This window comes from Streptomyces sp. NBC_00386 (assembly GCF_036063235.1).
Taxonomy (GTDB): Bacteria; Actinomycetota; Actinomycetes; order Streptomycetales; family Streptomycetaceae; genus Streptomyces.
The window spans coordinates 2,431,610-2,458,298 of the sequence record NZ_CP107950.1 but is presented as its reverse complement, the minus strand read 5'-3'; the positions used below and the strand labels follow the sequence as shown (position 1 = coordinate 2,458,298).

The window sequence follows — 26,689 nt, the reverse complement described above, 5'->3', positions numbered from 1 at the left end:
CCTGTCAGTGTGCCGTTCCCGGAGCGGCTCTGATGTGGGCCGTGAGGTGCTGAAGGGTGGTCCAGGCCCCGGGCGAGGTTCCGTCGCCGATCGGGTAGTGCAGGGCGGGTTCGGCGGCGGGGCCGAGCTGGACAGGGGTGGGGCCGAGGGGCGGGCTGAGGGCGTGGGCGAGGCCGACCGCCCTGAGCTCGCCGGGGCCCAGCGTGAATGTGTGGGGTACGGGCGGGGCTTCGAAGTGTGGGGGAACGGTCAGATCGCGACGGGCGGCGCGAAGTGACGTCAGCATGCTGGCCAGGGCGTGCTCGGCGCAGAGAGTCTCGGCGAGAAGTCCGATCCTGTCCAGGGGCGGGGTCTCGTCCTCGCCGTAGCCGAGAGTGAGGATGATGTCCTCCTCGACGCCGGCGGGGGTGCGGGTGACGCGGACGGTCGCGATGGCCGGGCGGTCCGGATGGCCGACGGCGATGAGCCAGGTCGGTCGGGGTGCGCGATCGCGCGCGAGGTCGGTCAGCCGGCGCGTCGACCAGGGAAGGCTGACGGGTTCGGCGGTGCTCCATCCGGCAGGTGGGGCACCGGTGAGAGCGCGCCAAGCGGCTTCCAGCGCCCGGCCGAGGACGAGATCCTCGTCGGCGGGGTGCCGGGTACGCAGGGAGAGGACGAGCTGGCGTTCGCCGGTGCCGGCGGTGGTCGTGAAGGCTTCCGCGACGGAGGCCGTGCCGTTCTCCCCGAGAACGGGGGTGAAGATGCCGCCCTTCCAGTGGAGTACGGCGCCGGACAGGCCGTCGTAGAAGCCGTGGTCGGCGTCTTGGACGACCCAGCGGTTGGGATGGCCGGTCAGCGCGATGCGGGTGGGCTGGGTCAGGCGGGTGGTGCACGGGGTGACGATCTGCAGGGCGCGGTCGTCGGCCGTCGCGCCGCGCAGGGCGTCGGAGAGCCAGCTGGTCATGGTGACGAAGGGGCGGTCCTGGATGACCACGGCAGCGTTGTCGGTGAGGACGTCCACTGCCGGAGCCGCCGTGGCGGGGACGGGGACGGCGGAGATGTCCGTGGTGAGCGGGACGACGTCGGTCGAGGCGGCTTCCGGAGGCCAGACCGAGCCGTTCAGGACGGTGGCGAGACGTCCGGCGAAGGAGCCCGCCAGCAGGCCGCCTTCCGCGACGGTGGTGGAGGCGCGGGCCTCGGTCCACCACACCGGGCTGTCGGGGAGACCGGGGCCGGCGCCGAGGAGACGGGCGGTTTCACCGGGGACCTGGATGAGTACGGGGGCCTCGACGGAGACGAGGGGGCGCCCGTCGGGCGCGTGGAGCTGGATGACGGCGCTGTCGGCCAGGGTGCTCACACCGAGGTCTGGGCCTCCGGCGTAGAGACCTGCGAGGAGGGTGCGCAGGTCCGGCATCTTCGGGGTGAGGGCGATGACGTCCTTGGTCATGGAGCGGATCCCGGATCTTCGTCGGCTTCGTCCGTGACGGCGGTCTGGATGAGCCGGTGGTGGCCGCGGCGGACGAGGGTGCCGCGGCCGGGCGGCTGGGCGGAGGCGTACAGGCCGGGGAAGAGCTGGCCCTCGGAGCGGTCACCGGTCATGACGAGGGCGGTGGTGCCGGTCTCGCGCAGGGTGGTCAGCAGCGGTTCGTGCAGGGCGCGGGAGGATCCGGCGGTGCGGCGGGCCATGACGAAGTGGAGGCCGATGTCCTGGGCGGAGGAGATGTACGGCAGGAAGGGTGCGAGGGGTTGCAGACCGGCGGTGGTGAGGACGTCGTAGTCGTCGATCAGGATCACGATCCGCGGTCCGGTGAACGAGGGCTCCGCACCGATCGCGTCGGGGTCGGCGGTCTCCGGCAGACGCTTCTCCAGCTCGGTCGCGATGCCCGTGGCCAGGGCGGCGGCGAGCTTCGCGTTGTGGGCGTAACCGCCGCGGTACGGCTCCGGAACGACGCCGCGCAGGCTGCGGCGCGGGTCGAAGACACCGAATACCAGCTCCTCGTCGCCGTACCGGGCCACGAGTTGCCGGACGATCAGCTTCAGCAGGTTGGTCTTGCCGCACTCGCTGTCGCCCAGGACCAGCAGGTGCTGATCGCTCCCGAACAGGTCCAGGAGGACCGGGGCGAGCGCGTCCTGGTCCACGCCGATGGGAATCGTCCCTGGCGCGGTGGCCGGTGAGGGGAGTTTCGCCGCGGGAAGCCGCGCCGGAAGCACCCGGACGGGGGCGGCGACGTCGCCGTGCCAGCCCGCACGGATCGTGCGGGCGGTCCGCTCCAGGGTGGCCGCGAGGTCGTCCGTGCGGGGGCGGTCGTCGATGCGGGGCAGCGCGACCTGCGCGAACAGTTTCCCGTCGGTCAGCACTCGGCCCGGCACATCGGGTGCGAGCGTCGCTGACAGCTTGCGGTCGATGGACGAGTCGGCCGGGTCGTTGAGCCGCAGTTCGACGCGCGTGCCGAACATCGACTGGGTGGCGATGCGGACGTCGTTCCAGCGCAGCATTCCGGCGACGACGTGGATGCCGTAGCCGCCGCCGCGCTTGAGGAGGTCGGCGACGGCGTCATCGAGATGGGTGAACTCGTCGCGCAGCGTGCCGAATCCGTCGATCAGCAGCACGACGTCGGTCGAGCCGAGCTGCGGCAGCCTGCCCTGGGCGCGCAGGTGGCGCAGATGGTCGACGGAGTCGATACCGTACGCGCGGAAGAGCTCCTCGCGCTCGGCGAGCATGGCGCGTACCTCGGCGACGGTACGCGCGGCTCGCTCGTGGTCGGCGCGCCCCGCGATGCCGCCGACCTGTGGCAGGCCAGCGAGAGCGGACAGGCCGCCGCCGACCAGGTCGAGGCCGTAGACGGCGACGTCGTACGGGGTGTGGGTGAGGGCAAGTGAGAGGGCGAGGGTACGCAGCAGGGTGGTCTTGCCGGACTGCGGGCCGCCGATGACGGCCGTGTGGCCGCCGGCGACGGTCAGGTCCAGCAGCCAGGGCCGTTGCCACTGCTTGGCCGGGTCGTCCAGAATACCCAGCGGAATGCGCATCGCGCCGTTGCGGTGCGCGAACCGGAGGCCCTCCGGACCGGCTTCGAGGGGGCCGACGGCGGTGGCGAGGGTGACGGCGTCCGGCAACGGCGGCAGCCAGATCCGGCGCACCGGCGGGGCGGCGGTGGCGAGTTGGCCGACCATGACCGACATCACCGTCGGTCCGGTCTCTCGTCTGGTGGCTGCGTGTTCCTCCGCTGCGTCCGCAGGGGATGCGCCGAGCGTGTTGTATGTCGGATACGGCGACGCGAGCGGCTCGTCGTCCTTCTCGTTGTGCGGGTTCGGGCTGCGGTAAGCGCCGGAGACGTACCCCGCCTTGAAGCGTTCGTAGGTGGAGGTGTCGACCTTCAGATAGCCGAAGCCCGGCAGTGGCGGCAGGTTGAAGGCGTCCGTGGTGTCGAGCACGGTGCGCGACTCGTCGGCGGAGAAGGTACGCAGGCCCAGGCGGTACGACAGATACGTGTCCAGCCCCTTGAGCTTGCCGCCTTCGATGCGCTGGCTGGACAGCAGCAGATGGACGCCGATCGAGCGGCCGATGCGGCCGATCGACAGGAACAGATCGATGAAGTCCGGCTTGGCGGTGATCAGTTCGCCGAACTCGTCGATGACGACGAACAGGTGCGGCAGTGCTTCGAGGTCCGGGCGCCGGGTGGCACGCAGAACGGCGTAGTGACCGATGTCGGCGATGTCGCCGGCGTCCTTGAGTACCTGCTGGCGGCGCTTGACCTCGCCGGCGAGGCTGCTGTGGACACGTTCGACGAGCCCGGCCTGGTTCTCCAGGTTCGTGATCACCCCGGCCACGTGCGGGAGGCCGGTGAAGGGGGCGAAGGTGGCGCCGCCCTTGTAATCGACCAGGACGAGCGCCAGGTCCTCGGGGGAGTGGGTCGCGGTGAGCGCGAGGACGAGGGTGCGCAACAACTCGCTCTTGCCGGAGCCGGTCGCGCCCACGCACAGACCATGTGGGCCCATGCCGAGCTCGGAGGACTCCTTCAGGTCCAGCAGCACCGGATCATGGCGGTCCGTCAGGCCGACGGGCACACGCAGGAACGCTCGCTCGCTCCGCGGTGCCCACAGACGCTCGATGTCGAGCGCCGCGGGGTCGTCGATGCCCAGCAGGCCGGGGAAGTCCACGGGCCCGGAGACGGGGGTGCCCTCGGCCGCGGACTCCGCCGACAACCTGAGCGGGGCCAGCATGCGGGCCAGCCCTGCCGCGCTCGCAACGCTGATGGCGTCCGATGAGCCCTGTGCCGCCGGCGACGTGTCGCGCAGGTCCTCCACGGTGATCCGACCGTCGTCGACGGTGACGCGGACCGTCACCTGATCCGGCTCGTGCACGCGCTGCTCCAGCAGGTGCAGCACGGTCACGCCCATGTCCGACAGTTCAACCGCCGTGTCAGGACGGTGCAGTTCGGCTGCCGCCTCGCCGTACACGTCGCTGACGACCAGCAGCCGGTCTGTCATCCGCAGCGCGCCACGGTCCGACAGCCCGCGTCGTACCTCCGCCGCGTAGGAGGCACGCTGACGCAGATCGTGACGGCACAGCGTGGCCAGTTGGGCCAGATCCGGCGAGATCCGGCGGGCGGCGACCGGACCGTCGTGCTCGGACGGATCCAGGACGTGGGGGAGCCACTTGGCCCACTCCCACTCGGCCAGCCTCTCGGCAGGTACGGCGAGCGCGAGGGCCACGTCGTCCGGCGCATGTGCGACCGCGGTGTGGATCAGCAGGGCGTGGGCGACCCGCAGCACCCCTTGGCGGTCCCCCACGATGCTGACGTTTCCCGCCCGGTCCAAAGGCACGGTGAGCGGGAAGTCCGTCGCCGCGGCGAACCTCTCCCGCAGGGCGCGGGCCTCGTTGAGCATGAAGGGGTCCGGAGGAGCCAGGACCCCGCCCGCGCTGTTCTGCCCGACCACCAGTTCCTGTACCGGCACGTTCCCCGTTCCGACCCGTACCTGCAGGAAGTCGGTGTCCTGGCGGCGCCGCTCCCACAACCGGGCCGGATCGCGCACGAGGTCGTACAAGGCCTCGTGCGGCGGGTTGAGCAACCGCGCCCGCCCACGCTGCTCCAGCTCGAGGGAGCCGAGCTCGTCGCGCAGTTCCTCCAGGTATTCGAGATACCGCTCGCGCTGGGTGCGTCGGGTGCGCTGTGCCTTGCCTCTCTGGGACAGGAACAGCGCTGCCGCGCCGACCAGGGCGAAGACCAGGAGGATCGCCCCGAGCGCGGCGAACTGGCTGTTGCGGATGACGGTCATCATCACGACCGAGCTGATGACGCCGGCCATCGGCAGCAATGCGGTCGCCGCGTTGCCGATCTTTCCCTCGGGCAGGTTGGGCGGCGGTTCGATGGTCCGCGGCTGGGACGGGGTGAGGGGGCGGGTGGAGCGCGCGGGCCGGTGGACGAGGTGCTGGGTCACGGACGGGCCCTTTCTCGAACAGGTCCTGAAGCCTGATGTCTGCTCATCGCACTCTCACCGCGCGGTGCATCGCCTCTGCCGCGAGGCGGACGGCGGCGTCCCGGGTGGCCCGGCCCAGCACGGAGGTGTGGATGGGGCCTCCCTGCGCCAGATGCCGGTCGTAGGGGAGCCGTACGACGGATACACCCGTCTCTCGCAGGTGCGTGGCGGCCGTCTTCTCGTCGAGAGTGGTGTCGGGGGAGTTCGCGGACAGTGCCACGACGGTTCCGGCCAGGGCGGAGTGCGGCAGCTGGGCCAGCCAGTCCAGGACCTGCCGGGTGCCGTTGACGCCCTCCGCGGTCATCGGGGCGACCACCACCCGGGCATGGGCGGTGTCCATCGCCGTACGAGCCACATCACCCGGCAGCGTCTCGCAGTCCACCACCGTCACCGCGAAGTAGCGCCGCAGGGCCAGTGTGACCGTGCGGTATGTGCGGACGTCCATCGGCGCGCCGACGCGGCCCTGGCTTGCGGGGAGCAGCCATCCGCCATCGGCTACAGGCACCAAGTAGCCCGTGACGTCGGTGAGTTGCATCGCGGGGGTGAGGATCCGAGCGATGTCGGCGCACGTCCAGCGCACCGATGCGGCGCCCATCCGTACGGGGAGGGTGCCCAGTGCGGTGTCGGCCTCCAGGGTGAGGACGGGGTCGTGTCGGTAGTGGTTGAAGGTGCGGCCCAGCAGGGCGGAGACGGTCGACTTGCCGACCCCGCCCCGGATGGATGTCACGGCGATGACTCGGCCGGTGGTGACCGGCTGCTGCAACTCCTGTGCGAGACGGGTCTCTTCGGCGACATCCCGGGAAGCTGACGCGGCGAGACCACGGAGTGCGCGTCCGGTCCGGCGGGTCACGGAATCGCCGTGCTGGGGCCGGCCCAGGGCGTGTGCCAGGCGAGGGTCGACGGTCGGTACGGACTCCGGGGCGTGCAGCGGAAGACGGGGATCACGGGGCGTCCGAACGGCGGGGTCCGACGACGGCGCGGAGACCTGGGCGGAACCCGGTGAGGCGGTGGATCGTGCGGCCTCGGGGGGCGTCGGCGCCGAGTGCGTCGGTCGAGGCCGTGCCGTGGGCCCGGTCGGCTCGGGGGCGGGACCCGCCGCTTCGTCCGAGCCGTCGTACTGTCCCAACTGCCGTAGTACGTCCTGCTGCCAGTCCTCTCGCTGAGCCATGAAGCCACCCCTACGCGAAGGTGTCGAGCAGACGCCCGTACACACCGAACGCCCCGATGAGGAGCGGAAACAGGGCGATGACTCCCACCGACTCGAGCACATCGCCGAAGCGCCGCAACCGCACCCGCACATGCTCGGCAGGCTGCACGGTCAGCACCAGCAGCGGCACGAGAGCCAAAGTGATGAGCGAGGCCATCGGTCCCGCGGCACCGCGGTGTTCCTGCCAGACATTGAGGAGCCGAACGGTGACCACCGCACCGGCTCCGAGCAGTGCCACGACCTCGGTGACGAGCGGGAAGGCACGTGCCCGCAGCGCCAGAACGGCCGCGGCCACCACGGCGAGCAACACGGTCCATGCCGAAGGCGCCCGCAGTACGAGAACCCCCGCGGTCATGGCTGAGGCGGCCAGGACGATCGTGGCGAGAGCCAGACCGCGATGAGTCGCGGTCAGGGCGGTGCGAACCTGCAGGCGGCTGACGGACATACCGCTCGAGCGCCGGTCGTCCAGCCCGGACAGACCGGATGCCGTGAGCGCGAGTCGCGGCAGCACGCCGAGGGCGACGACCGAGACGACGCTCAGCAGCGCGCCCGCACGGGCCTGCTCCACCGCTGTACCCGCGCCCGACTGGACCGCGAGCGCCGCCTGCCAGCAGACGGCGCAGCCGAACACCGCGACGGCACCGACGAGGCCGGCGCGGCCCAGCGGTGCGAACCAGCCCAGTAGGAGCAGCGCCACCACGAGGGCGAAGGCCATGCCTGCCAGGCGTACCGAGCCGGACCAGGCATGGGCGTCGGCCAGGGTCCATGTCCCGAGCGCGCCGAGGGTTCCCCCGGCGACGAGGAGCGTGGTGGCCAGGCCCCGTTGCGCGGCCCGGCCGAGAAGGCTCCCCGCGAGTGAGCACACCACGGCGACGGCCACCAGAGTGCCGCCCACGGCCAACGGCGCGAACTCCCGTCGGGCCAGGGCGCCGGCCACCGTGGCCCAGCCGACCGCCGCGACTCCGGCGACGAGGCGTCGGGCCGCGGGGCTCCACCGCCATGCCCGAACCTGCGGATCGTCGGCGGCCTCGTCGGTGACGTCGTGCACCACGGGTGCCGCAGGGGCGTCCTCCAGGCGCACGAGCCGCAGGATGGCCCCGTCCGGAATCCCGGCCGATTCCAGCGTGCTGTCGTGCGCCAGCGCGGAACCGTCGGGGGTGACCAGATGCCGTGACTCGGGGCGAGCCGACGGCCGGTCGTCCAGCAGTCGCATCACGTCGGGCAGGAGCAGCCCGACCGGTTCCCTGGAGGGGAGGACGAGATCGACCCGCCTGCGTTCGCCGACCAGGGTGACTCGGCTCAAAGCGGTCCGGCTCGGCGTCGTACGGCTCAGGGACCCCGCAGATATCACGCGTTCGAACCTATCATCGAGTTATCGGGTGGAAGACGGCGAATGCGCCTCGGAAGGCGAGGAAGAGGGCACAGAGGTGCCGTACGGGCTTTTCCCGATGACCCGGTGCGAAACGAACGACCAGCCCACGCATCCGGCGCACAGCACCGCCGCGACAACGATCCCGGCGAACGCCTTGCCCAACCGCTCGTCCACCGAACGCCGTTGCCGCTGCGTTCCGAACAGGACGGCATCCCTCAGCCGCCGACGCCGAACCGACACCGACTCCAGCAATTGGCTGTCGTAGTCCTGGGCTGTCACAGGTATGCGTTGTCCGTTCCGGTTCTCAGGGGGACGGTTCTCAAGTGGGGAACTCGCCGAGCCATCCGTGCTGGAGGAGGTGTTTGGGCAGATAGTCGGACTCGACCTCGATGGGAATGCCCCCGTCGCGGGCCAGGCACGCAAGGGCCAGCGGCCCCAGGGCGATGCTGCCGTCGATGTCTGCCGACCGTTCCTCGTTCAAGGTCCAGTAGGCGCGGTGCAGTTTGAGTGCCTCGGCGAGAGCGGGGCCGAAGCCCTCCTCGTCCCTGCGGACGAAGTGGTAGAAGAGGTTGATCGGCGGATAGAGGATTCCCTGCAGCAGATCCCGGGGAGCGATCCGCGCCACCGCGGGATCCGACGCCTCGAACGCGGCGGTGAGCTTCTCCACCAGTCCCGGTCGCCGCAGCCAGTACGTCTGCAGTGTGTCGACCCAGTGGTAGACGTACTCGTCGTACTGCCCCTCCGGTGCGCGCAGGCGCTCCAGCGGAATCTCGCAGAGCTGCGTCATACGGTCCTGTTCGCGGCAGATGACAGCCAGCCAGAACGCCTGCAGCCAGGTGCCCGCATCAGCGGTGGAGAGGGGGCCGACAGCACGCAAGCTGCGCATCTTGCGGTCGATGCGGCACTCGACGGTGCCGTCGCTCACGCCGGTCACGACAAACAGCGCAGAACCCAGCTGCATCGCCGCGACCGCAGCCTCCCATGTCTCCACCGCCGCTGCCCGCGGGTCGATGACACAGCGGGCTCGCAGGTTCAGGACCGACGTGTTGAACGTTCCGTCGATCGTGGACGCGGACTCCTCGAGCCGATCGATCTTCCCGCCGAGGTGACGGCTGAGCCGTTCCGCGTACTGCTCGGCCTCGGGTCCTGACGGCAGTCCGTGCCGGTCGATTCGTACGGTCACGGAAGGGTCCCCTTGCTGATGTCGAAACGGCGATACTTGTATCCGGTGTATGTACCCGCGTTCTTCTCGCCCTTGACGACCACGTATTCTAGCTTCCCCTCGCTGAGCGCCTTGTCGAGGGTTTCCGCCAGATCGAACTCGCCGCGTTTCTCCATGGCATCGATGATGTCGTAGAAGTATTCCCTGCTTCCCTGGGATACCTGGCGACCGTTCGGAAGGGTACGTCTGCCCAGTTCGGTGGTGGGGCTGCTCTTGGCCTCGATGACGACCACGCGGCCGTCCTCATGCGTCCAGACCTGGTCGAACTGGTCGTTCCCACTCTTCGGGCCGAGGAGGGGCTCATCAGTGAAGCCCGGGTGGCTCTCGGCCATGTAGTGATATCTGGCCGCCGCCTCACCGAAGTCCTCAGCCTTTTCTCCCATCAGGGTGTGGGATTCCTTGTACGCGCCTCGGGCCTCGCCCCACTGCGCAGCCGTATCGATCGTGCCGTGGAGTTCGTGAGCCTTGCCCGTATCCGCCTTCCAGTCCGAGACGAGGTTGTCCCACTTGATGGCGAGATGGCGCGTACGCGCGGCCATTTCCAGAGCATGGCGCCTGGCCTTGGACGTGACGGAGTCGGCCCTCACGGAGATGAAGTCGTCGTCGAGGAAGTGCGGCGCGGGCGGCGCCGGCGCGTCCTTGGCGCGCGTCCAGGGCACATTCTCGGAGGGCCGAGTGAGTTGCGGTGGGGTGTAGCCGCTCTCGTCGTAACGCTCCAGGAGCCTGCGGGTGCCGTCCTTGCGATAGTACTGATCCCGATAACCGGGCTCGTGGTTGGCGCGGTAGACCTGGATCTTCTCGATCTGCTCCAGTGAGAGTGATCCGCGAGGCCCGTAGGGATTGGGTCCCTCACGCATGAAGCCGGGGCGTTCGACGTCCGTGTGCTGACCGGGGGTGTCCCTGTCCGGCCCGCTCACACCGTCCGTTCCGTCGCCCATGGCGTCGTCGCCGCTCCGCCCCAGGTCGTCCAGGCCGTCGCCTCCGTGAGCACCCGCTCCCGTGCCGGCATGGCCGCTGCCGGTCGGCCCGGTGCCGGACCCGGAGGTCCGGGGACCGACGGGATGCGTGGCTCCGCGGCCGCCGGACGCTTCCCCCGCGTGAGCCGTGGTCCCGGGCGTGTGTGAGGATGCGCCGACCGTGGCGGGCTCCCGCGGCTGCGCGGGCGACTCCTCCGGCGTGGACCGCGCGTCCGTGGACGCTTCCCGGCGTGGTGTGTCCCCGATGACGTCGCCGTGCCTGTCGACGGGGATGAACCTGCCGTCCTCGATCACGACTTTGGAGCCGTCACCGAGTTCGATGACACTGTGGACCCGCTGGGCGTCCGCCGAGGCGCCGATGCCGCCGCGGATTCCGGCGGTGAGGTCGGAGAGCTTGGGCAGTGCGCCGACCGCCTTGCCCGTCGCTTTGAGGCCGATGACGACCGGGTCGATGTACTGGCCGACCTTGGCGGCCACGCCGGCGCTCTTGGCGACCGCGCCGGCCTCGCCGCCCTTGGACGCGACGGCCAGGGGGCCGGAGCCGAGGGTGAGACCGTTGAAGACGACCGTCGCCGCGGCACGGGCCGGGTTCTCGCTCCACATGTCCCAGGCGACCAGAGACTTGGCGAAGTCCTTGGCGGCCTTTTTCTGCCGGACCTCGGTGGCGCTCTCCTTGTCCGGGCCGATCGCCCAGTCCATGAGCGCGTCGTAGGGGGTGGCCGTGTACTGGCCGATCCCGCTGACGACGTCCCCCAGATGCCCCCAGGCGTCCCCGGCCGCGTCCGAGCCGTTCCAGCCGACCAGGGTGCCGAGTCCCTTGATGCCGCCCCAGATGTTGTCGACGACGAGCCCGTCCCAGACGAAGCTCTTGGCCCAGTAGCCCACCTCCCACGCGTGGTGGGACTCGCTTTCCGGAGTGCCCCAGGGCGTCTTCTCGGCGTGTTTGAGGACGTCCAGGTCGTAGCCGTACATCACTGTCTTCTTGTCGACGGTGTGGTGGCCGTCGTCGACCACGAACTCCGGGCCGCCGACAAGGGCCGAGATCTTGCCGGCGGCCCGGCGCTCGGCCTCCCGGAAGGCGCTCTCGGCCGCGGCGACACCGTCCATGAGCTCCTGGTGACGGTGGATCTTGTCCCCGTCGTACGTCCAGTCGTCGTCGCCTTCGACACTCTCGACGAACGCGAAGGCGTCCGTCTTGAGCCGAGCGAGCTTCTCGGCGATCGGCCGGGCCTCGACGGAGTACGTGTCCAGCGCGTCCGCGACCGTCTCCAACTGGGCGGCGAAGGTGTCGGCCTTGTCCATCACCGGCCGTGTGGTGGCGAACAGGTCGTCGGCCTCCGGCGCGGTGTAGAAGGCCTCCAGCATCTGGAAGCGGGAGTGCACGTCCATGCCACCGTTGCGGATCCCGATGGCGTCGCTGCGCAGACCGGACGTGTCCTTGTCCAACTGATCGAAGTCGCCGGTGAACTGGGGTATGGCCGAGGGCTCGATCACTTGTCGCCGCCGTCCTTGCCCTTGCCGTCCTGGCCCGGCAGATCGATCCTCGGTGCGCCCAGCGCCTTGTGCTCGGCCTGGCCGGCCATTTCAAGATCTCCGGCCAGGTAGTACGCGGTCGCCTCTCGTGCCCCGTTCACCGACTTCGCCGCCCGCGCGCCGAGGAACAGGACGTCACCCGCGGTCTTCTCGACGAAGACGGCCAACGCCGCGCCGATCGCACCGGTGGGAACGGCTCCGCAGTACGGTCCGCTGACGGTGCCGGCGGAGGTGGCCGCGCTCTCCACATCCGTCCCGTACGCCTTGACGTCCTTGGTCACGTCGTCCATCGCGTCCGCGACCAGCGAGGTCACGAACTCGACGCCGGACGACGAGATGTCCCACCCCGACATGCCAAACCCCCGTGGAAACGTTCCTGCTTACTCCGACGCCGGTCAGCCGATGTTGTCGACGGCCGCCCGTGCCTTGGCCATGGTCGACTGGGCGGTGCCGTCGTTCTGTTCGAGTGTGGTGCGTACGAGGCGGATGATGTCGCGGACCTCGTTCGCGGCGCGGTTCCAGCGGACTTCCTTGCCGTGGTACTCGTCGGCGACACCGTCGGCGGTGAAGTCGGCCATCGCGGCCTGCACCGCGCGGTCGCGGTCGCCGAGGACGCGCTCCAACTGGCCGATGACGCCCTGCAGGCTCCCCTGCACCTCGGTGGAGGCGCCGGTGTCGTACGAGCGCCTGTCCTGGTTCTGCCCCATCGTCATGTTCCCCCTGTGTCTGCTCAACGAGTGCCGAAGCGGGCGGCGTCGAAGTTGGACTGGCCCATGTTCTGACGGGCGTTGTCCTCCTGCTCCAGATCGCCGGAGCCGAACGCGGTGTCCATGCCGCCCTGGCCGCCCAGAATCGCGCCCAGCGACCCGTTCAACGCGCTCGTGATCTCGTCCGTGTGTGCCTTGAAGGAGTCGAACGCGGCCTTGCCCGACCCGTTGAACTTCCCCTCCAGCGGTTCCGCCGCCTGGACCAGCCACTGGATCAGCGTGCCCAGGTCCTCCGTCGAACCGACCGTGCTCCTGCCGAGATCCGCCAGGGTCGACGACTCCATGTCGAACTTCATCCACCCGCCCCCGTGTCGGTCATCCGTGTATGTCACGACAGTTCACTTGTTCGATAGTCGTGACGTCCGTGCGTGCGGAACGGTTCCCGTGTGCCCCGCACGCCTCTCGGTGCGCCGAACATCCTCTCGTTTCGCGCGTTGCAGGCGCAATCGAGTAACGCGCGAAGTGGCTTGATCTGCCCATGAGTTGTCTCACCGCACCGGGCTGCGGCGGCTGTTGCTCTGTCAGGACCGGCGCGTGTGCCGTCCCTTCGCCGTTCACAGCACCTTGCGGTGTACCAGGGCCGACAGGATGAGCGTGCCCGGGAGCAGCGGGATCCAGACCGTCAGGACGCGGTAGCCGATGACGGTGGCCGTCGACAGGCCCGTCGGTGCGCCCAGCGAGACCATCGTGAAGACCATGGCCGCGTCCACGGGGCCGATTCCGCCCGGTGCGGGTACGGCGCCGACGGCGGTACTCGCGATCAGCAGCGCGAACACCACCTGAGCCCACGACAGCGGCAGCCCGAGCGCGAAGCCGACCGCTGCGATCGTGCTCCCCTGGAGCACCGGGGCGACGGCCGAACCGCCCCAGAGGGCGAGCACGCGGCTGGGCCGCGTGTGCAGGATCCGTACATCGGTCAGCGCGGTGCGAACGAAGTCGACGGCCGGGCGGCGCAGCGGACGGACCGTCGTCACGAGCAGGCAGACGGTCGTGAGCCCGAGCGCCGCGCTTCCTGCCGCCGCCAGCAGCGTCGAGCGGTCCGGGGCGAGCGCGCCGAACCGCAGGGTGTCTCCGACGGCCATCAGGAAGACGATGAGCACCGGAATCCTCGCCACCGGCTTGACCAGCGAATACAGGGCGAGCGAGGCGGTCGCGCGAGCCAGGGGTATGCCTCTGCCTCGCAGGAAGCGCAGGGTGACCGCGTGGGCGCCGATGCTCGCCGGCAGCACGTGGTTGGCGGCGCCGGCGGCCAACTGCGACGCCAGCAGCAGGCCGGGCGGCAGCCGTTCCGGCAGGGCGCCCTGCCGGACGCACGCGGCGACGACCCAGCCCAGCAGAGTGAAGAGGAACCCGGCCAGCAGCCACCAGGGATCGGCGTCACCCAGCCGGGCGACCCCGTCGAGCACGGCGCTCCGGTCCAGCGCCGCCCACGTCCCGATCAACAGCAGGGGGAACAGCGTCACCACCAGGCGGGTGAGGTGCGAGAGGGACGTGAGGCGGGCGGCGGCGGGAGGGGAGCAGATGGTTGTCGGCGGGCAGGTGGCGGGAGGCGACTGCTTCGACGGGGAGTGCGCCGATGAGGGGTGGGCGGGGCAGGACACGTCGCCGGCCGCGGGGGTGGTGGTGCGGGTGGGTGATGGTGCCGTTGTGGGCGTGGTGGCGGGGAGGCTGTCGAGCGGAGGCAGGGACACGGCGCACGTCGTCCTTCCGCGTCACGCCCGGGTACGGACGGACGGATCCGAGGCGAAGCAACGGGGACGGGGGAAACGTGCCCGCCCGGTGTGACGCCACGGTGTCCGGGAGTGGAAGAGTGACCAGCGGGTGAGCGACACGGCGTCCGGCAAGGGAGGGGGACGGCGCGGGAGCGCCACGGCCGAGGTGTCGACCCCGGTGCCGGATGCCCCGCGGACCCCGGTGGTCGAGGCGTCGTCCCCGGTGCCGGATGCCCTGTGGACGCCGGTTCGGGGCGCTCTGCCGGCCCCGGTGACGGAGGTGTCGATCCTGGTGCCGGATGCCCGGTGGACGCCGGTTCCGGGCGCTCTGTCGACTGTGGTGACGGAGGTGCCGGCCCCGGTGCCGGAGGCCCGGTGGAGCCGGGTGGTGTGAGTCCGGCCGGCTCCGGTGACGGACGTCCGTGCCCGGGGAGTCGGCGAGTCGCCGTCCGAGGCACACGCGCACCCCCGATCCTGGCCTGACGCGCGGCCCTGGACTCCCCGGCCCGGGGGCCGCGCGCCCATCGCCGCTCCCGTGCCGCCCCGGAACCTACGGAGAACCATGGACGCCGACAGCAATCACCCCGCGGACGACGGCGCCGAGGACCCCACGGGCACCGCGGGCGCGGACGACGGTGCCGTCACCCGCCCCGGCGGCCGCGACGGTACGGACGCCGGCGCGGCCGCCCCCGCCGGCGCCCCCGTCCAGGCGCGCGCCGCCACGCTCCTGCGCCGCCCGAAGCTGTGGCTGGTGCCCACCGTGCTGACGGGGCTGCTCGCGCTGCTGCTGTCGCTGCTGTACATGGGCGGCATCGTCAACCCCAACGGGCATCTGCGTCACCTGCCGATCGGTCTGGTCAACGAGGACACCGGCAAACCGCCTCCGGGGCAGCGGCAGAACGTGGGCACCCAGGTCACCGCGGCCGTCGTCGCGAGCGACACCTCCGGCACGGTGCGCTGGCGCAGGCTCACGCGCGCTCAGGCCCAGGACGAACTCGCCTCCGGCAAGATCTACGGCGCTCTCGTCGTCCCCCGGAACTTCACCGACTCGCTGACCGCGCTGACCACGGCGAACGCCACGGTCCGGCCCACCATGACGGTGCTGACCAACCCCGGTATGGGCAGCCTCGGTTCGTCCCTCGCGAGCCGGATCACCACGGCGGCCGCCCAGCAGACCTCCACGACCATCGGCAAGCAGCTGACGGCGTCCCCGGTGACCGCGCAGGCGGACGCCACGACACGACTGCTCCTCGCCGACCCCGTCCAGGTCGTCACCCGCATCGGGCACCCCATCGGCGCGCACAGCGGCCTCGGGCTGAGCGCGTTCTACTACACCCTGCTCCTGGTGCTGGCCGGCTTCCTCGGCGGCAACCTCATCAGCACCGGTGTCGACACGGCCCTCGGCTACGCCGACAACGAGATCGGCCCCTGGCACACCCGCCGTCCGACCGTGCCGATCAGCCGCACCCAGACCCTGCTCCTGAAGATGGCCATGACCGCCGGGATCACCGTGCTCACGGTCTCCCTGGTCATGCTGGCCACCGTCGCGATCCTGGGCATGGACGCCACTCACCTGCCGTTGCTGTGGATCTACTCCTACTGCGCGAGCCTCGCCGTCGGACTGGGCGTCCAGGCGATCAACGCGGCGTTCGGCGGGATCGGGCAGCTCGTGTCCATGTTCGTGTTCATCGTGCTGGGCCTGCCGTCCTCGGGCGCCACCGTCCCGCTCCAGGCCGTCCCCGGCTTCTACCGGTTCCTGTCCGTCTTCGAGCCCATGCGCCAGCTCAGCGACGGGGTGCGCGCCATCCTCTTCTTCGACGCGCGGGCCGACGCCGGGCTCGGCCGCGCCTGGCTCATGATCGCCGTCGGCACCGTGCTCGCCCTCGTCTTCGGCTTCGCGATGACCCGCTACTACGACCGCAGGGGCCTGGACCGGCTGACCCCCCAGCCGCCCACCCGCCCGGCCACCCGTCCCGCGGCATCCACCTGACCGGGCCGGCGGCTCACGCGCGGTCGAGCCCGTCCTCAGGTCAGGTGGCGCAGGAGCGCGCGGACCGCGGGAGGGGGATCGCCACGGGGGTGCACCATCATGATCTTCCAGTGCGGGGCGTGCCGGGCGAACGCGTGGGTGCCGAGGCCCGGGAACCGTCCCGCGATCGAGGCGGGCATGACGCAGACGCCCAGGTCGTCGCGGACGAGTTCGGCCGCGGCCACGATGTCGTCGACCTCGAAGGCCGCCTCCCGTTCCACACCGGCGGCACGGAACGCCCGGTCCACGCAGAGGCGGATCGCCCAGCCCGGCGCGAAGTCCACCAGCGGCAGCCGGGCCGCCTCGGCGAGGGTGACCGTGCCGTCCGGGCCGGCTCCGGCGAGCGGGCGTGACGGGGCGGACACCAGCACCATCTCCTCGTACGACAGCAGCCGGGTCACCAGGCCGCGCTGCCGCTGCCGGTCGAGTGCGACCACGGCCAGGTCGACGCTGCCCTCGCGCAGCCCGTGCCGGATGTCGGTCATGGACCCCTGCCGCAACCGCACCACCACGCCCGGGTGCTCGGCCCGCAGCGCGGCCAGCGGCCGGTGGAGGTCGGCCCAGACACCCCGCGCCGTGCCGATGGTGATCCGGCCCCGCAGCTGTCCCCGGACCAGGTCGACGGTCGCCCGCGCCTGTTCCGCCGCCCGCAGAGCGGCGCGCGCCGCCGGGACGAAGGCCTCGCCCGCCGGGGTCAGGACCACCCGGTGCGTGGTGCGGTCGAACAGAGGGGTGCCCAGCTCCCGTTCCAGAGCGAGGACCGCGCTCGACACGGCGGACTGCACCACGTGCAGCCGCTGGGCCGCGGCGGTGAAACCGCCCTCCTCGGCCACCGCGACCACGACCTCCATCTGCCGCAGATCCATCTCCACTCCCGGGGCAGCAGCCCGTCGTGTACCGGGATCCCGTACTGGAACGGGATTCCGTCCTGTACCGATCGTCCGTACCGATTGTCCCAGGACGTGATCGTCCGTGGGACGGCGGAAGCGGCGGTCAGGGCAGGTGTGGGTGGGTGGATGTACGGGGGAGGGCACCGGGTGCGCGGTCACGTCCCGCGGACACGGTTGCGCATCTCGCGCGGGCTCACCCCGAAGCGCTGCCGGAAGGCGGTGCTCAGCGCGCTCGCCGACGAGAACCCCGAGGCGTAGGCCAGATCGGTGATCGTGAGTCGTTCGCAGTCGCCGCACCGGAGCCGTTCGCGGACCAGCCGCAGCCGCTCCTCGCGGATCAGGTCGCGGGGGGTGGTGCCCGCGTGCTGGAGGGCGAGCTGGATCTGGCGCAGCGACCAGCCGAGGGCGCGGGCCATGGACGTACCGGTGAGGCCGGGGTCGGCGGCGTTCTCGCGGACGTGGCGGCGCACCACCGTCTCCACGTCGGACAGGTGACGGGTGCCGTCGGGGCGGTCGTCACCGGTGGTGAGCATGCACAGCAGTTCCACCACCCGGTCGGACACGGCGTTGAACTGGGCGTCGGTGAGGTCGTCGCGCTCGGCGTACAGACCGTCGAGCATCGAGCGGACGACACGGCCGAGGCCCCTGCTCAGGTCGAGGCCGGTGGCCAGCGGCGACTTGCGGCTCAGTGGGCCGTCCAGCTCGCGGGCCGGGATCGTGAGGACGAACGCCTGCGTGGCGGCGTCCTGGACACACTGGAACGGCGACCCGAACGAGACGATCGTGCCCGTCCCCGGCGTCAGCCGTGCCTCGTGACCGTCCTGGCGCAGGAGGATCTGCCCGGTCAGCGGCAGCAGTAACCGGTAGTCCCCGTCGGGATCCTCACGGATCTGCCCCGCGGTCCTGCTGTACTCGATCTCGTCCGACCGGAACCTGACGAGCTGATACGCCTCGGTGCGCTGGCGGACCGTCTCGCCGTGGAAGTCGTCGGTGCGGCTGTACCGGTAACCCATCCGGGACTGGTACGACCCGATGTGCTCGCTCCAGAAGTCGGTCCGCTCCGACGATTCCACCGCACTCGTCGACCGGGTTTCCACCAGGTAGTTCCCCGTGGGCAAGGCCACCATCGACTCCCGTGCGGGTGAGGGCAGTTACGCGGTGTCAGCCTAGTGCACACAGCCGGTGCGCATGGCGGCAACTTCCTTGCGCGCAGGGGAAAGCGCGAACGCCGACGCGCGGCTACCGTCATGCGCCCCGCCAACTCGCACCACATCCCTCACTGTTCCAGCTCGTGCCCCAGCAGTGCGTTTCCGCATAAGAGGACTTGAGGACCATGACCGAACGGATACCGGAGGCCGCGTCCTGGTGCCTGGCGGCCGGACTGCTCGCCGTCACCGTGCTGCTGCTGCGCCAGCGCGGGATCAGCTCGCGGCAGCGCCGGCGGACCGACGATCTCACGGAGGACCTGCGCGCCCGCGACGAGGAGCTGCGCCACCTGGCCGAGGTCCGCCTGCCCACCCTGGAGGACACCCCGCACCAGCACGTCACCCCGGGTGCCCCGCCCACCGCTCTGCTCGACGCCCGTCTGGCCGGCACGGACTTCGCGAAGCACCTCGACAGCGTCCTCCAACGCTTCTCGGAGGCGGTGGGACACGCACAGGCGCGGGCCGACCGGTCCGCGAAAACCGCGCTCAAGGCGTCGATGCGCTCGATCCAGGCCCTCGCCAACGAGCAGCAGGTGTCCATCGCCGAGATGCAGGACCGGCACGATCACCCCGACGTCCTGCGCGACCTGCTCGAGATCGACCACACCAACGCCCAGTTCGGCCGCCGCGCCCAGGCGATCGCCGTCCTGTGCGGCTCCTGGCCCGGACGGCAGCGCGGTACCTCGGAGCTGATCGAGGTGGTGCGGGGCGCGACCTCCCGTGTCCGTGACTACCGGCGCGTCCGCGTCAACGGACAGGTCGACGTCGCCGTCGAGAGCCGCGCCGTCGAACCGGTCGTCCTCGCCGTCGCCGAACTGCTGGACAACGCGGCACGCCACTCACAGCCCGACACCACCGTCGAGGTCACCGTCCAGTCGGCGCACAACGGTGCCTGCGTGGTCGTCGACGACGCCGGTGTCGGCATGGACGGCGGGGCGGTCGAGCGCGCGGCCGGGCTGCTGACCGGCCGCGACCTGGTGGACGTGACCCGGCTCGACGACCCTCCGCAGTTCGGCTTCGCCGTCATCGGCGTACTCGCCGCACGGTACGGATTCAGCGTCTCGGTGGACACCCGGTCCCCGTACGGCGGCGTGCGAGCGGTGGTCTTCCTGCCCACGACGCTGCTCACGCATCCGGCCCCGGCCGTGGCGGTGCCCCCGTGGGCCGGGCCCTCACCGACGGCCGGAAGGCCGACGGGCGCGCCGCCGGTGCTTCCCACCCGGCGGGCGGCCGAGCCCGTCGAGACGACGACGGCCGGTGGCCTGCCGAAACGGCGGCGCCGGGTCCCGGGGCCGCCGGACGTCGCGGGACAGTCCGCCCCCGTGCCCCCCGCGCCCGCCGAGGACGTCAGCGCACGGTCGGCCGAGGAGAACGCCCGGCGCATGGGGGCGTTCGCCCGCGGCACCCGCTTCGGCCGCGCGGAGCAGGACACCACCGGCACCCCGGCCGTCCCGCAGCCGCCGCACGCCCCCGAGACCCCCGAGACCCCGTACGGAACACCCCACTCGATCGAAGGGAGCACACAGGGATGACCGCGCCCATGACCAACGAGCTGGGGTGGATGCTCGACGAGGTCCTGAAGGTGCCGGAAGCCCGGCACGCGATCCTGCTGTCCACCGACGGCATGCTCCGCGCCCACTCCGCGGACATCGGCCGGGACGACGCCGAGAGGCTGGCCGCCGGCCTGTCCGGCGTGCAGTCGATCAGCCGCAGCACCGCCGAGTTCTGCGGCAGCCCGGACACGCCCTGGCGGCAGACCCTGATCGAGTTCGCGCACGGATACGTGTTCCTCGTAGCCGCGGGCGAGGGCACCCACCTCGCGGTGTCCACGACCGAGAACGTCGACATGGAGGCGGTCAGCTACCGCATGCACAAGATGGTCGACCGGCTCGGCAAGGAGCTGACCAGCCCCGCCCGCAAGGACACCGGCAGCCCGGCATGACACCGCCCGGACGTCGTCCCGGGGAACGGCTGGTGCGGTCGTACGTCGTCACCGGCGGCCGCTCGCAGCCCTCACGCAACACCCTCGACCTCGTCACGCTGCTGATCGCCGCCGTCGGCCCGCCGCTCACCGGGTTGAGCCCCGAGGCGCGGCGGCTGATGGAGCTGTGCCGGCCCGGGGCCCTGTCGCTGGCCGAGGTGGCGGGCCATCTCGAACTGCCCGTCAGCGTCACCAAAGTGCTGGTCGCCGACCTGATGGACAGCGGTCACCTCGTCACCCGCGCGCCGATCCCCTCCGCCGGGCCGCCGTACGACACCCGCATCCTCAAGGAGGTGCTCGATGGACTGCGCTCCCGCCTCTGAGACCGGGTATCTGCCCGAGGGCGTGCGGACCGCCGTGAAGCTGCTGGTCGTGGGCCACTTCGCGGTCGGCAAGACCACGTTCGTCGGCGCGCTCTCCGAGATACGCCCGCTGCGCACCGAGGAGGTCATGACGCAAGCCGGCTCCCTCGTCGACGACTTGACGGGATCCCGGGACAAGACCACCACGACGGTCGCCCTCGACTTCGGCCGCGTCACCCTCAACGACACCCTGGTCCTCTACCTGTTCGGCGCCCCGGGGCAGCGGCGCTTCACCGGACTCTGGCGGGACCTGACACGCGGAGCGCTCGGCGCGCTCGTTCTCGCCGACACCCGCCACCTGGACCGGTCCTTCGAAGTCATGGGCCTGCTGGAGGAGCTGGGGCTCCCTTACGCCGTGGCCCTGAACGACTTCGACAACAGGCCCGCGTACGGCCTCGACGAGGTGCGCGAGGCCCTCGACCTGTTGCCCTCCACCCCGCTGCTGCGCTGCGACGCCCGCGACCGGGTCTCCGCCACCGAGACCCTGATCGCCCTCGTCACTCATCTGCTGGCCCGCACCGGCGAACTGGAGAACGCGTGAACGCCGTACCTCCCCCCGGCTGCCCGGCCCGTCAGTCCCTGTACGGGCCGGAGTTCGCGGCCGATCCGACGGCGGTCTACCGACTGCTGCGGGAGTCGGGACCCACCGCGCCCGTCGAACTCGCCCCCGGCGTCCGGGCCACCCTTGTCACCGGGTACGACGCCGCGCTGCACGTCCTGCGCAGCCCGGAGACCTTCTCCAAGGACCCGCGGCACTGGAAGGATCTCGCCGACGGCACCGTCCCGGCGGACAGCCCGGTCCTCCCGATGATGATGTACCGGCCCAGTGCCCTGTTCACCGACGGCGAGGAGCACGCCCGGCTGCGGGGCGCCATCACCGACACGCTCGCCCGCGTCGAGTCCGGCACGCTGCGCGGCTATGCCGAACGCAGCGCCGACACCCTCATCGACCGGTTCGCGCCGCTCGGCACGGCGGATCTGCTCGGCGAGTACGCACAGGTCCTGCCCCTGCTCGTCTTCAACCATCTCTTCGGCTGCCCCACCGGGCACGGCGTCCGGCTGGTCGAGGGCATGTCCGGGATGTTCGACGGGGTGGACGCGGAGAAGGCGTACGAACTGCTCATCGCCACTCTGCTCGACCTGGTCGCGCTGAAGCGGCGCCGACCGGCCCCGGATCTGACGTCCTGGCTGATGGAACACCCGGCCGCGCTGACCGACGAGGAGCTGATCCACACCCTCGCCGTGCTGATGGGGGCAGGCACCGAACCGCAGCAGAACCTGATTGCGAACGGCCTGTGCCTGCTGCTGTCCGACGACCGCTTCGCGGGCGACCTGTCCGGCGGGACCCTGCCGGTGGAGGACGCCCTCGACGAGGTGCTCTGGACCGACCCGCCGATCGCGAACTACGCCGTGCACTATCCGCGGTACGACGTCGTGTACGAGGGCACGCCCCTGCGCGCGGGCGATCCGCTGGTGGTGAGCCTCGCAGCCGCGAACACGGACCCTTCACTGATGAACCGTCAGCGCACTGGAAACCGCGCGCACTTGGCGTGGAGCGCCGGTCCGCACACGTGTCCCGCGCAGGGTCCGGCGCGACTGATCGCGTCCGTCGCGGTGGAGAAACTCCTGGACCGGGTCCCCGACATCGAACTGACGGTTCCCGTGGAAGACCTCCGGTGGCGTCCGGGCCCGTTCCACCGTGCGCTCGCCGCCCTGCCGGTGAGCTTCCCACCAGCCCCGGCTGTCGAACGCTCCGGGAACGGACGCTCCGGGGACGGACCGCCCGGGAACGGACGGCTGGGGGACGGACGCGTCGACGGCCTGGAGTGGTCGCCGTCCGAACCCTTCCCGCCGCCCGCGTTCGAGCCCTGGACCCCGGAGGCCGGCCGCCCGCGGAGCGCCTGGGCGCGGGCGGCTGCCTGGTGGCGCGGGGAATGACCCGGTCCCGGTGAGGCCGGACATCAGGCACAGGGCCCTGGGAACCCGACCCCAGGAACCCGGCCCCGGAAAGGAACCTGACCCCAGAAACCCGGAACCCAGGAAAAACCGACCTGGGAAAGCGCCCTAGGAAAGACGGACCGGCAGTGAGCGGTGTCCGTTGGAGATGAAGGAGCCGACCGGCCTCAGTTCCTCCTCCGGAACGGCGAGCCGGAGGTCCGGGAAGCGGCCGAACAGGGCCGGAAGGGCGATCCGGGCCTCCAGGCGGCCCAGCGGCGCTCCCAGACAGCGGTGCACACCGTGGCCGAAGGCGAGGTGTTCCTTGTCGGCGCGGGTGACGTCGAACTGATCGGCGTCCTTGCCGTGGCGCTCGGGATCACGTCCGGCGGCGGCGTAGGCCGCGAGGATCGCCTCGCCCTCGGCGATCACGGTCCCCTCGGGGCCGCCGAGTTCGGACAGGGCGATGTCCTCGACGGCGTACCGCAGCGGCAGACTCGCGACCGGCGCGTCCGCCCGCAGGGTCTCCTCGACCACGTCGTCCCAGTCGGCGCGGCCCTCCCGGACGTGCGCGAGCTGCTCGGGACGGGTGAGCAGGGCGTGCACGGCGTTGTCGATGAGGTTGACCGTCGTCTCGTGACCGGCGCTGACCATGAGGATCAGGGTGTCCAGCAGTTCCTGTTCGCTGAGCGCACCGCCGTGATGATCGTCGCGGGCCGCGATGAGCCCTGAGGTCAGGTCGTCGCCGGGTGACTCCCGTTTGGCGGCGACGAGTTCGCCCAGGACGACGAACAACCGGCCGTAGGCGGACGTCATCTCGCCCGGGTCGGCGGAGGTGTCGAAGATGCGGTCCACCAGCTCGCGCAGCTCGGGGCCCCGCTCCTCGGGCAGTCCGAACAGTTCGCTGATCACCTGGATCGGCAGCGGATAGCAGAACTCCTCGCGCAGGTCGACGATCTGGGAGCCGTGTCCGGCCTGCGCCACACGGTCCAGAAGCTGCCGGGTGATCTCCTCGACGCGCGGCTGGAGCGCGGCCGTCCGGCGGGCGGTGAACGCCTTGGAGACCAGCGTGCGCAGGCGCCGGTGGTCACCGCCGTACGCGGTGAACATGTTCTGCACGGCCACCCAGGTGAACAGCGGCCACTCGGGCGTGATCGTGCCGTTCGCCAGCAGGGGCCAGTGCCGCCGCGCGTCCTTGGACACCCGGGGGTCGGTGAGCAGCCGCTTCAGCAGTTCGGGACCGCTCACCGCCCAGGCCTCGACGCCCCCGGGAAGCTCCACCCGGGCCAGTGGCCCGCTCTCGCGGATCCGGGCGGCCTCCTCGTGGATGTCGCGTCCGGTCACGTCGATCACCAAAGGACGTGGATTTCCCATCAGGAACCTCCCGGCAGTCGAACTCCGATGCGCATACGGCGCGTCACGCTACGCGACGGATCAGGGTCGTCCGTATACGCAGGGGCCGGGTGCGTACGGTGTCAACTTCCCTGCGCGTACAGGCAATTCCGTCTTCCCTGTGCGTGCGGGGCAAGCCAGTGAGGGTCCGGATCACGCCGGGCCGCCCGCCTCAGGCGTGCTCGCGGCGCAGCAGCCGTTTGCGCGGTTTCTGATCGGGGAGCCAGCCGAAGGCGAGGCAGCTTCCGACGGCCCCGAGGAGCAGGCCGATGAAGAAGCCGCCGAGGTTGGAGGTGACCCAGGTGCCGAGCGACAGCAGGATGCCCAGCAGGGAGTAGAACAGGCGCTGGGCCGGGTTGAAGAGGATCAGCAGGCCGCACAGCAGCATCACGGTGGGCAGCAGGTAGCCCGCGAGGCCCTGCATCCCGATGTGCAGGACGACCTTCAGCGACGCCTTCTCGGTGAGCAGGATCTCCGCCCCCGCCAGGGTGAGCAGCAGCCCGCCCCAGAAGGGGCGGTTCGCGCGCCACCGCCGGAAGGAGCCCCTCAGGTCCCGGGAGTCGTCCGTCCGCGCTTCGGTGCTCATCAGCAGCCTTGGTCGCTGAAGCGGAGCTTGAGGCCCGGGAGCTTGAACACCGCCGCCGTCGTCGCGTAGTTGGTCTGGCGCAGGTTCGCGATGCGCACGGTGTCGGCCTGCTGGCTGAACACGCCCTTGGGGCCCTGGACCCCGGCCTTGTCGAGCGTGCTGGCGTCGTTGCCGATCTCGATGTTGTTGAAGGAGGCGTTGCCGGACAGTTCCGTGGAGTCGGTGGTCAGGTTCGTCGCCTGGACCTTGTCCGCCCCGCTGCCGGCCGTGATGAGCAGGTTCGTGCCCCCCAGGTCGACGCTCTGGCACAGGTGGTCCAGGGTCGCGTTCTTGATCGCCGAGGTGACGATGAGGACCTGGCCGCCCGTGTCGCCGGCGTTCGGGCTGTCCTCGGCCATGTTGTCGAGGCCGCCGAACTGTTCGAAGCCGGTACCGTTCAGCTCGGTCGCGGTGACCGTGAACGGCATGCCGGAGATGGCGAACTGGACACCGAGGGCACCCTGCGCCGTCGCGATCATCAGCCCCGCGGCGACCGCGGTGGCGGGTATCGCCATCACGGCGGCGCGGCGCAGCCGGACCCGCCCGCGTCGGTCCTGTCCGGCGGCTGAACCGCTTTCCGGGGTCTCGGGCGTGGAACCGTTGGACGCCGTGGCGTCCGAGGACGAAGCCATGTCTGCTCCCTGGGCACGTTCGATGCTGGTATCGATGCGGGTTGGGCTCAGTGGCGCGTTGTCCTGGCGCGGACAGCGGCTGCCGCGTACGCCTCCTCGCGCCTCCCGGCGGTTGCAAGGGCTTTCTCGTTACGCGGCAGTAGCCTTCGAGGAAGTTACCGGGGGTTACACGCACGGTCAAGGTACGTGTGGGAAAACCGTGCCCGTTGTGCCTCACCTGTGAACACGCGTCGGCCGGAGAGCTGCGTTGACCTCCAACTTCCTTTCAACGCCTTGACGTTGACCCTTCATCAGGTCTACAACTCTCCCTGTTTCCCGGATCCGTGGCGCCGGATCCGTCAGCCGACGCGCCCGTCACCTCCCGGACCCCGCTCTGCGGGGCGGTCATGGCGTGTTCCGGAACGGCCCTGACGCGTACGCCGGAAAAGGCACGCCTCTCGGCCGGTCCCCGAACCCGTGGCACCGGCGCGGTCACCTTCCCCCGAGGGCCGTACCGGTCGCCCGGTTGTCGCCGCCGGCCCGTGACGCACGGAGAAGGCGTCACGGACCGGCGGCGGTCCATCACCGCACCACTCCCGCGGGCGGGTCCCGGTATTCCGGCCCGTCGTCGCGCGCGGCCCGTTCGACCCCGCACACCCGCGCCACCTTCTCGACCCGCACCCCCGTGCCCCGGCACGGTCAGGCACCCACACCCCCATCGGAGAAGAGGCACCCCCCCCATGCGTACTCGATCCCTGCTCGCCCTCGCCGGCGCCGTCGCAGCTCTCTCGGCGTCCGCCGTCGTCCCCGCCTCCGCGGACGACATCGCGGTGCTCACCACCGGCAGCGCCGGAGGAACCCCCGTCGCCGTCGGCGACGTCCTCACCGCCTCGCTGGCGAGCGGCACCAACGCCACGCTCTACTCCAGCAGCACCGGAACGAGCGGCGTGTCCTGTTCCGCGTCGACCTTCACCGCGACCGCCGCCGACAACCCGGCGTCCCCCGGCACGGCCACCGAAACCCTCACCGGCCACACCTTCGGCGCCAGTTCGTGCAGCAGCAACGTCGTCGGCGTCCTCGGCGTCACCAGCATCACGGTCGACAACCTGCCCTACAGCACTGCGGTGGGCTCCGACGGAAGCGTCACGGTCACCCCGGCCGCCGGCTCCACCATCCAGACCACGGTCAAGCTGCGCTCCCTGCTGGGCACGCTGACCTGCGTCTACCGGGCGGCGAGCCTCACCGGAACGACGGACAACTCGGACAACAGCCTCAGCTTCACCAGCCAGCAGTTCACCAAGTTCTCCGGCTCGTCGCTGTGCTTCGCGAACGGTTTCTTCACCGCGAAGTACGCCCCCGTGACCGACACCAGCCAGGCGGACAGCCCGGCGGTGTTCGTCAACTGACCTCCA

23 protein-coding genes are annotated in these 26,689 nt (G+C 70.9%); 7 read left to right on the top strand and 16 right to left on the bottom strand.

All coding sequences use genetic code 11. The features are described from left to right. Positions 1–4: 4 nt before the first annotated feature. From OG780_RS10655 to OG780_RS10605, 11 genes are all read right to left on the bottom strand, one after another. Complete coding sequence (locus OG780_RS10655; RefSeq protein WP_328446990.1) at positions 5–1,426, bottom strand: DUF6177 family protein; 1,422 nt, start codon at positions 1,424–1,426, stop codon at positions 5–7. Then, the gene (gene eccCa / locus OG780_RS10650) at positions 1,423–5,418 is read right to left on the bottom strand and encodes a type VII secretion protein EccCa (protein ID WP_328446988.1); all 3,996 of its coding nucleotides are present in this window, start codon (positions 5,416–5,418) and stop codon (positions 1,423–1,425) included. Before eccCa ends, OG780_RS10655 begins: the two co-directional genes overlap by 4 nt. Positions 5,419–5,461: 43 nt before the next feature. Further along, positions 5,462–6,625 (bottom strand): hypothetical protein, encoded by a 1,164-nt coding sequence (locus OG780_RS10645; protein ID WP_328446986.1) that lies wholly within the window; start codon positions 6,623–6,625, stop codon positions 5,462–5,464. A gap of 10 nt (positions 6,626–6,635) precedes the next feature. Further along, positions 6,636–7,967 carry a type VII secretion integral membrane protein EccD gene (eccD, locus tag OG780_RS10640; protein ID WP_328446984.1) on the bottom strand — a complete coding sequence of 444 codons (1,332 nt, stop codon included), beginning with the start codon at positions 7,965–7,967 and terminating at the stop codon, positions 6,636–6,638. 69 nt (positions 7,968–8,036) lie between these two features. Further along, a complete protein-coding gene (locus tag OG780_RS10635) occupies positions 8,037–8,315 on the bottom strand; it encodes a hypothetical protein (RefSeq protein ID WP_326784939.1) in 279 nt (92 codons plus the stop codon). A 40-nt stretch (positions 8,316–8,355) separates the two neighbouring features. After that, on the bottom strand, positions 8,356–9,219 hold the full coding sequence (locus tag OG780_RS10630; protein WP_328446981.1) for an immunity 49 family protein: 864 nt from the start codon (positions 9,217–9,219) through the stop codon (positions 8,356–8,358). Continuing rightward, positions 9,216–11,729 carry a hypothetical protein gene (locus OG780_RS10625; RefSeq protein ID WP_328446979.1) on the bottom strand — a complete coding sequence of 838 codons (2,514 nt, stop codon included), beginning with the start codon at positions 11,727–11,729 and terminating at the stop codon, positions 9,216–9,218. Before OG780_RS10625 ends, OG780_RS10630 begins: the two co-directional genes overlap by 4 nt. After that, complete coding sequence (locus OG780_RS10620) at positions 11,726–12,121, bottom strand: DUF6507 family protein (protein ID WP_328446977.1); 396 nt, start codon at positions 12,119–12,121, stop codon at positions 11,726–11,728. Before OG780_RS10620 ends, OG780_RS10625 begins: the two co-directional genes overlap by 4 nt. Before the next feature lie 42 nt (positions 12,122–12,163). After that, positions 12,164–12,475, bottom strand: a complete 312-nt coding sequence (locus OG780_RS10615; RefSeq protein WP_328446975.1) for a pore-forming ESAT-6 family protein — start codon at positions 12,473–12,475, stop codon at positions 12,164–12,166. A 23-nt stretch (positions 12,476–12,498) separates the two neighbouring features. Further along, positions 12,499–12,831: a hypothetical protein gene (locus OG780_RS10610; protein WP_328446973.1), complete on the bottom strand. Its 333-nt coding sequence runs from the start codon at positions 12,829–12,831 to the stop codon at positions 12,499–12,501. 258 nt (positions 12,832–13,089) lie between these two features. Continuing rightward, entirely contained in the window at positions 13,090–14,226 is a 1,137-nt protein-coding gene (locus tag OG780_RS10605; RefSeq protein ID WP_443062143.1) for a lysylphosphatidylglycerol synthase transmembrane domain-containing protein, read from the bottom strand. Between the two features lie 583 nt (positions 14,227–14,809). On the opposite strand from OG780_RS10605, the gene OG780_RS10600 reads away from it, so the two are divergent. Then, positions 14,810–16,237 (top strand): YhgE/Pip domain-containing protein, encoded by a 1,428-nt coding sequence (locus OG780_RS10600; RefSeq protein WP_328446971.1) that lies wholly within the window; start codon positions 14,810–14,812, stop codon positions 16,235–16,237. A 35-nt stretch (positions 16,238–16,272) separates the two neighbouring features. On the opposite strand, the gene OG780_RS10595 is transcribed toward OG780_RS10600, so the two are convergent. Then, the gene (locus tag OG780_RS10595; RefSeq protein ID WP_328446969.1) at positions 16,273–17,142 is read right to left on the bottom strand and encodes a LysR family transcriptional regulator; all 870 of its coding nucleotides are present in this window, start codon (positions 17,140–17,142) and stop codon (positions 16,273–16,275) included. 179 nt (positions 17,143–17,321) lie between these two features. After that, positions 17,322–18,290 carry a helix-turn-helix domain-containing protein gene (locus OG780_RS10590; protein WP_328446967.1) on the bottom strand — a complete coding sequence of 323 codons (969 nt, stop codon included), beginning with the start codon at positions 18,288–18,290 and terminating at the stop codon, positions 17,322–17,324. A gap of 209 nt (positions 18,291–18,499) precedes the next feature. Between OG780_RS10590 and OG780_RS10585 the strand changes: the two genes are divergently transcribed. Genes OG780_RS10585 through OG780_RS10565 form a run of 5 tightly spaced genes read left to right on the top strand, consistent with a single transcriptional unit; the run spans position 18,500 to position 22,652 of the window. Beyond that, positions 18,500–19,903, top strand: coding sequence for an ATP-binding protein (locus OG780_RS10585; RefSeq protein ID WP_328446965.1), 1,404 nt, complete (start codon positions 18,500–18,502; stop codon positions 19,901–19,903). Continuing rightward, entirely contained in the window at positions 19,900–20,313 is a 414-nt protein-coding gene (locus tag OG780_RS10580) for a roadblock/LC7 domain-containing protein (protein WP_326784928.1), read from the top strand. Before OG780_RS10585 ends, OG780_RS10580 begins: the two co-directional genes overlap by 4 nt. Then, entirely contained in the window at positions 20,310–20,675 is a 366-nt protein-coding gene (locus OG780_RS10575; protein WP_328446962.1) for a DUF742 domain-containing protein, read from the top strand. Before OG780_RS10580 ends, OG780_RS10575 begins: the two co-directional genes overlap by 4 nt. Then, entirely contained in the window at positions 20,653–21,255 is a 603-nt protein-coding gene (locus OG780_RS10570) for a GTP-binding protein (protein ID WP_328446960.1), read from the top strand. Before OG780_RS10575 ends, OG780_RS10570 begins: the two co-directional genes overlap by 23 nt. A gap of 38 nt (positions 21,256–21,293) precedes the next feature. After that, the gene (locus OG780_RS10565; RefSeq protein ID WP_443062311.1) at positions 21,294–22,652 is read left to right on the top strand and encodes a cytochrome P450; all 1,359 of its coding nucleotides are present in this window, start codon (positions 21,294–21,296) and stop codon (positions 22,650–22,652) included. 126 nt (positions 22,653–22,778) lie between these two features. On the opposite strand, the gene OG780_RS10560 is transcribed toward OG780_RS10565, so the two are convergent. From OG780_RS10560 to OG780_RS10550, 3 genes are all read right to left on the bottom strand, one after another. Continuing rightward, positions 22,779–24,023 carry a cytochrome P450 family protein gene (locus OG780_RS10560; protein WP_328446956.1) on the bottom strand — a complete coding sequence of 415 codons (1,245 nt, stop codon included), beginning with the start codon at positions 24,021–24,023 and terminating at the stop codon, positions 22,779–22,781. Between the two features lie 190 nt (positions 24,024–24,213). After that, entirely contained in the window at positions 24,214–24,627 is a 414-nt protein-coding gene (locus OG780_RS10555; RefSeq protein WP_326784923.1) for a DUF6114 domain-containing protein, read from the bottom strand. Further along, positions 24,627–25,298: a DUF6230 family protein gene (locus tag OG780_RS10550; RefSeq protein WP_326784922.1), complete on the bottom strand. Its 672-nt coding sequence runs from the start codon at positions 25,296–25,298 to the stop codon at positions 24,627–24,629. The genes OG780_RS10555 and OG780_RS10550 overlap by 1 nt, the downstream gene beginning before the upstream one ends. A gap of 719 nt (positions 25,299–26,017) precedes the next feature. On the opposite strand from OG780_RS10550, the gene OG780_RS10545 reads away from it, so the two are divergent. Beyond that, complete coding sequence (locus OG780_RS10545; RefSeq protein ID WP_326784921.1) at positions 26,018–26,683, top strand: Tat pathway signal sequence domain protein; 666 nt, start codon at positions 26,018–26,020, stop codon at positions 26,681–26,683. Positions 26,684–26,689: the final 6 nt, after the last annotated feature.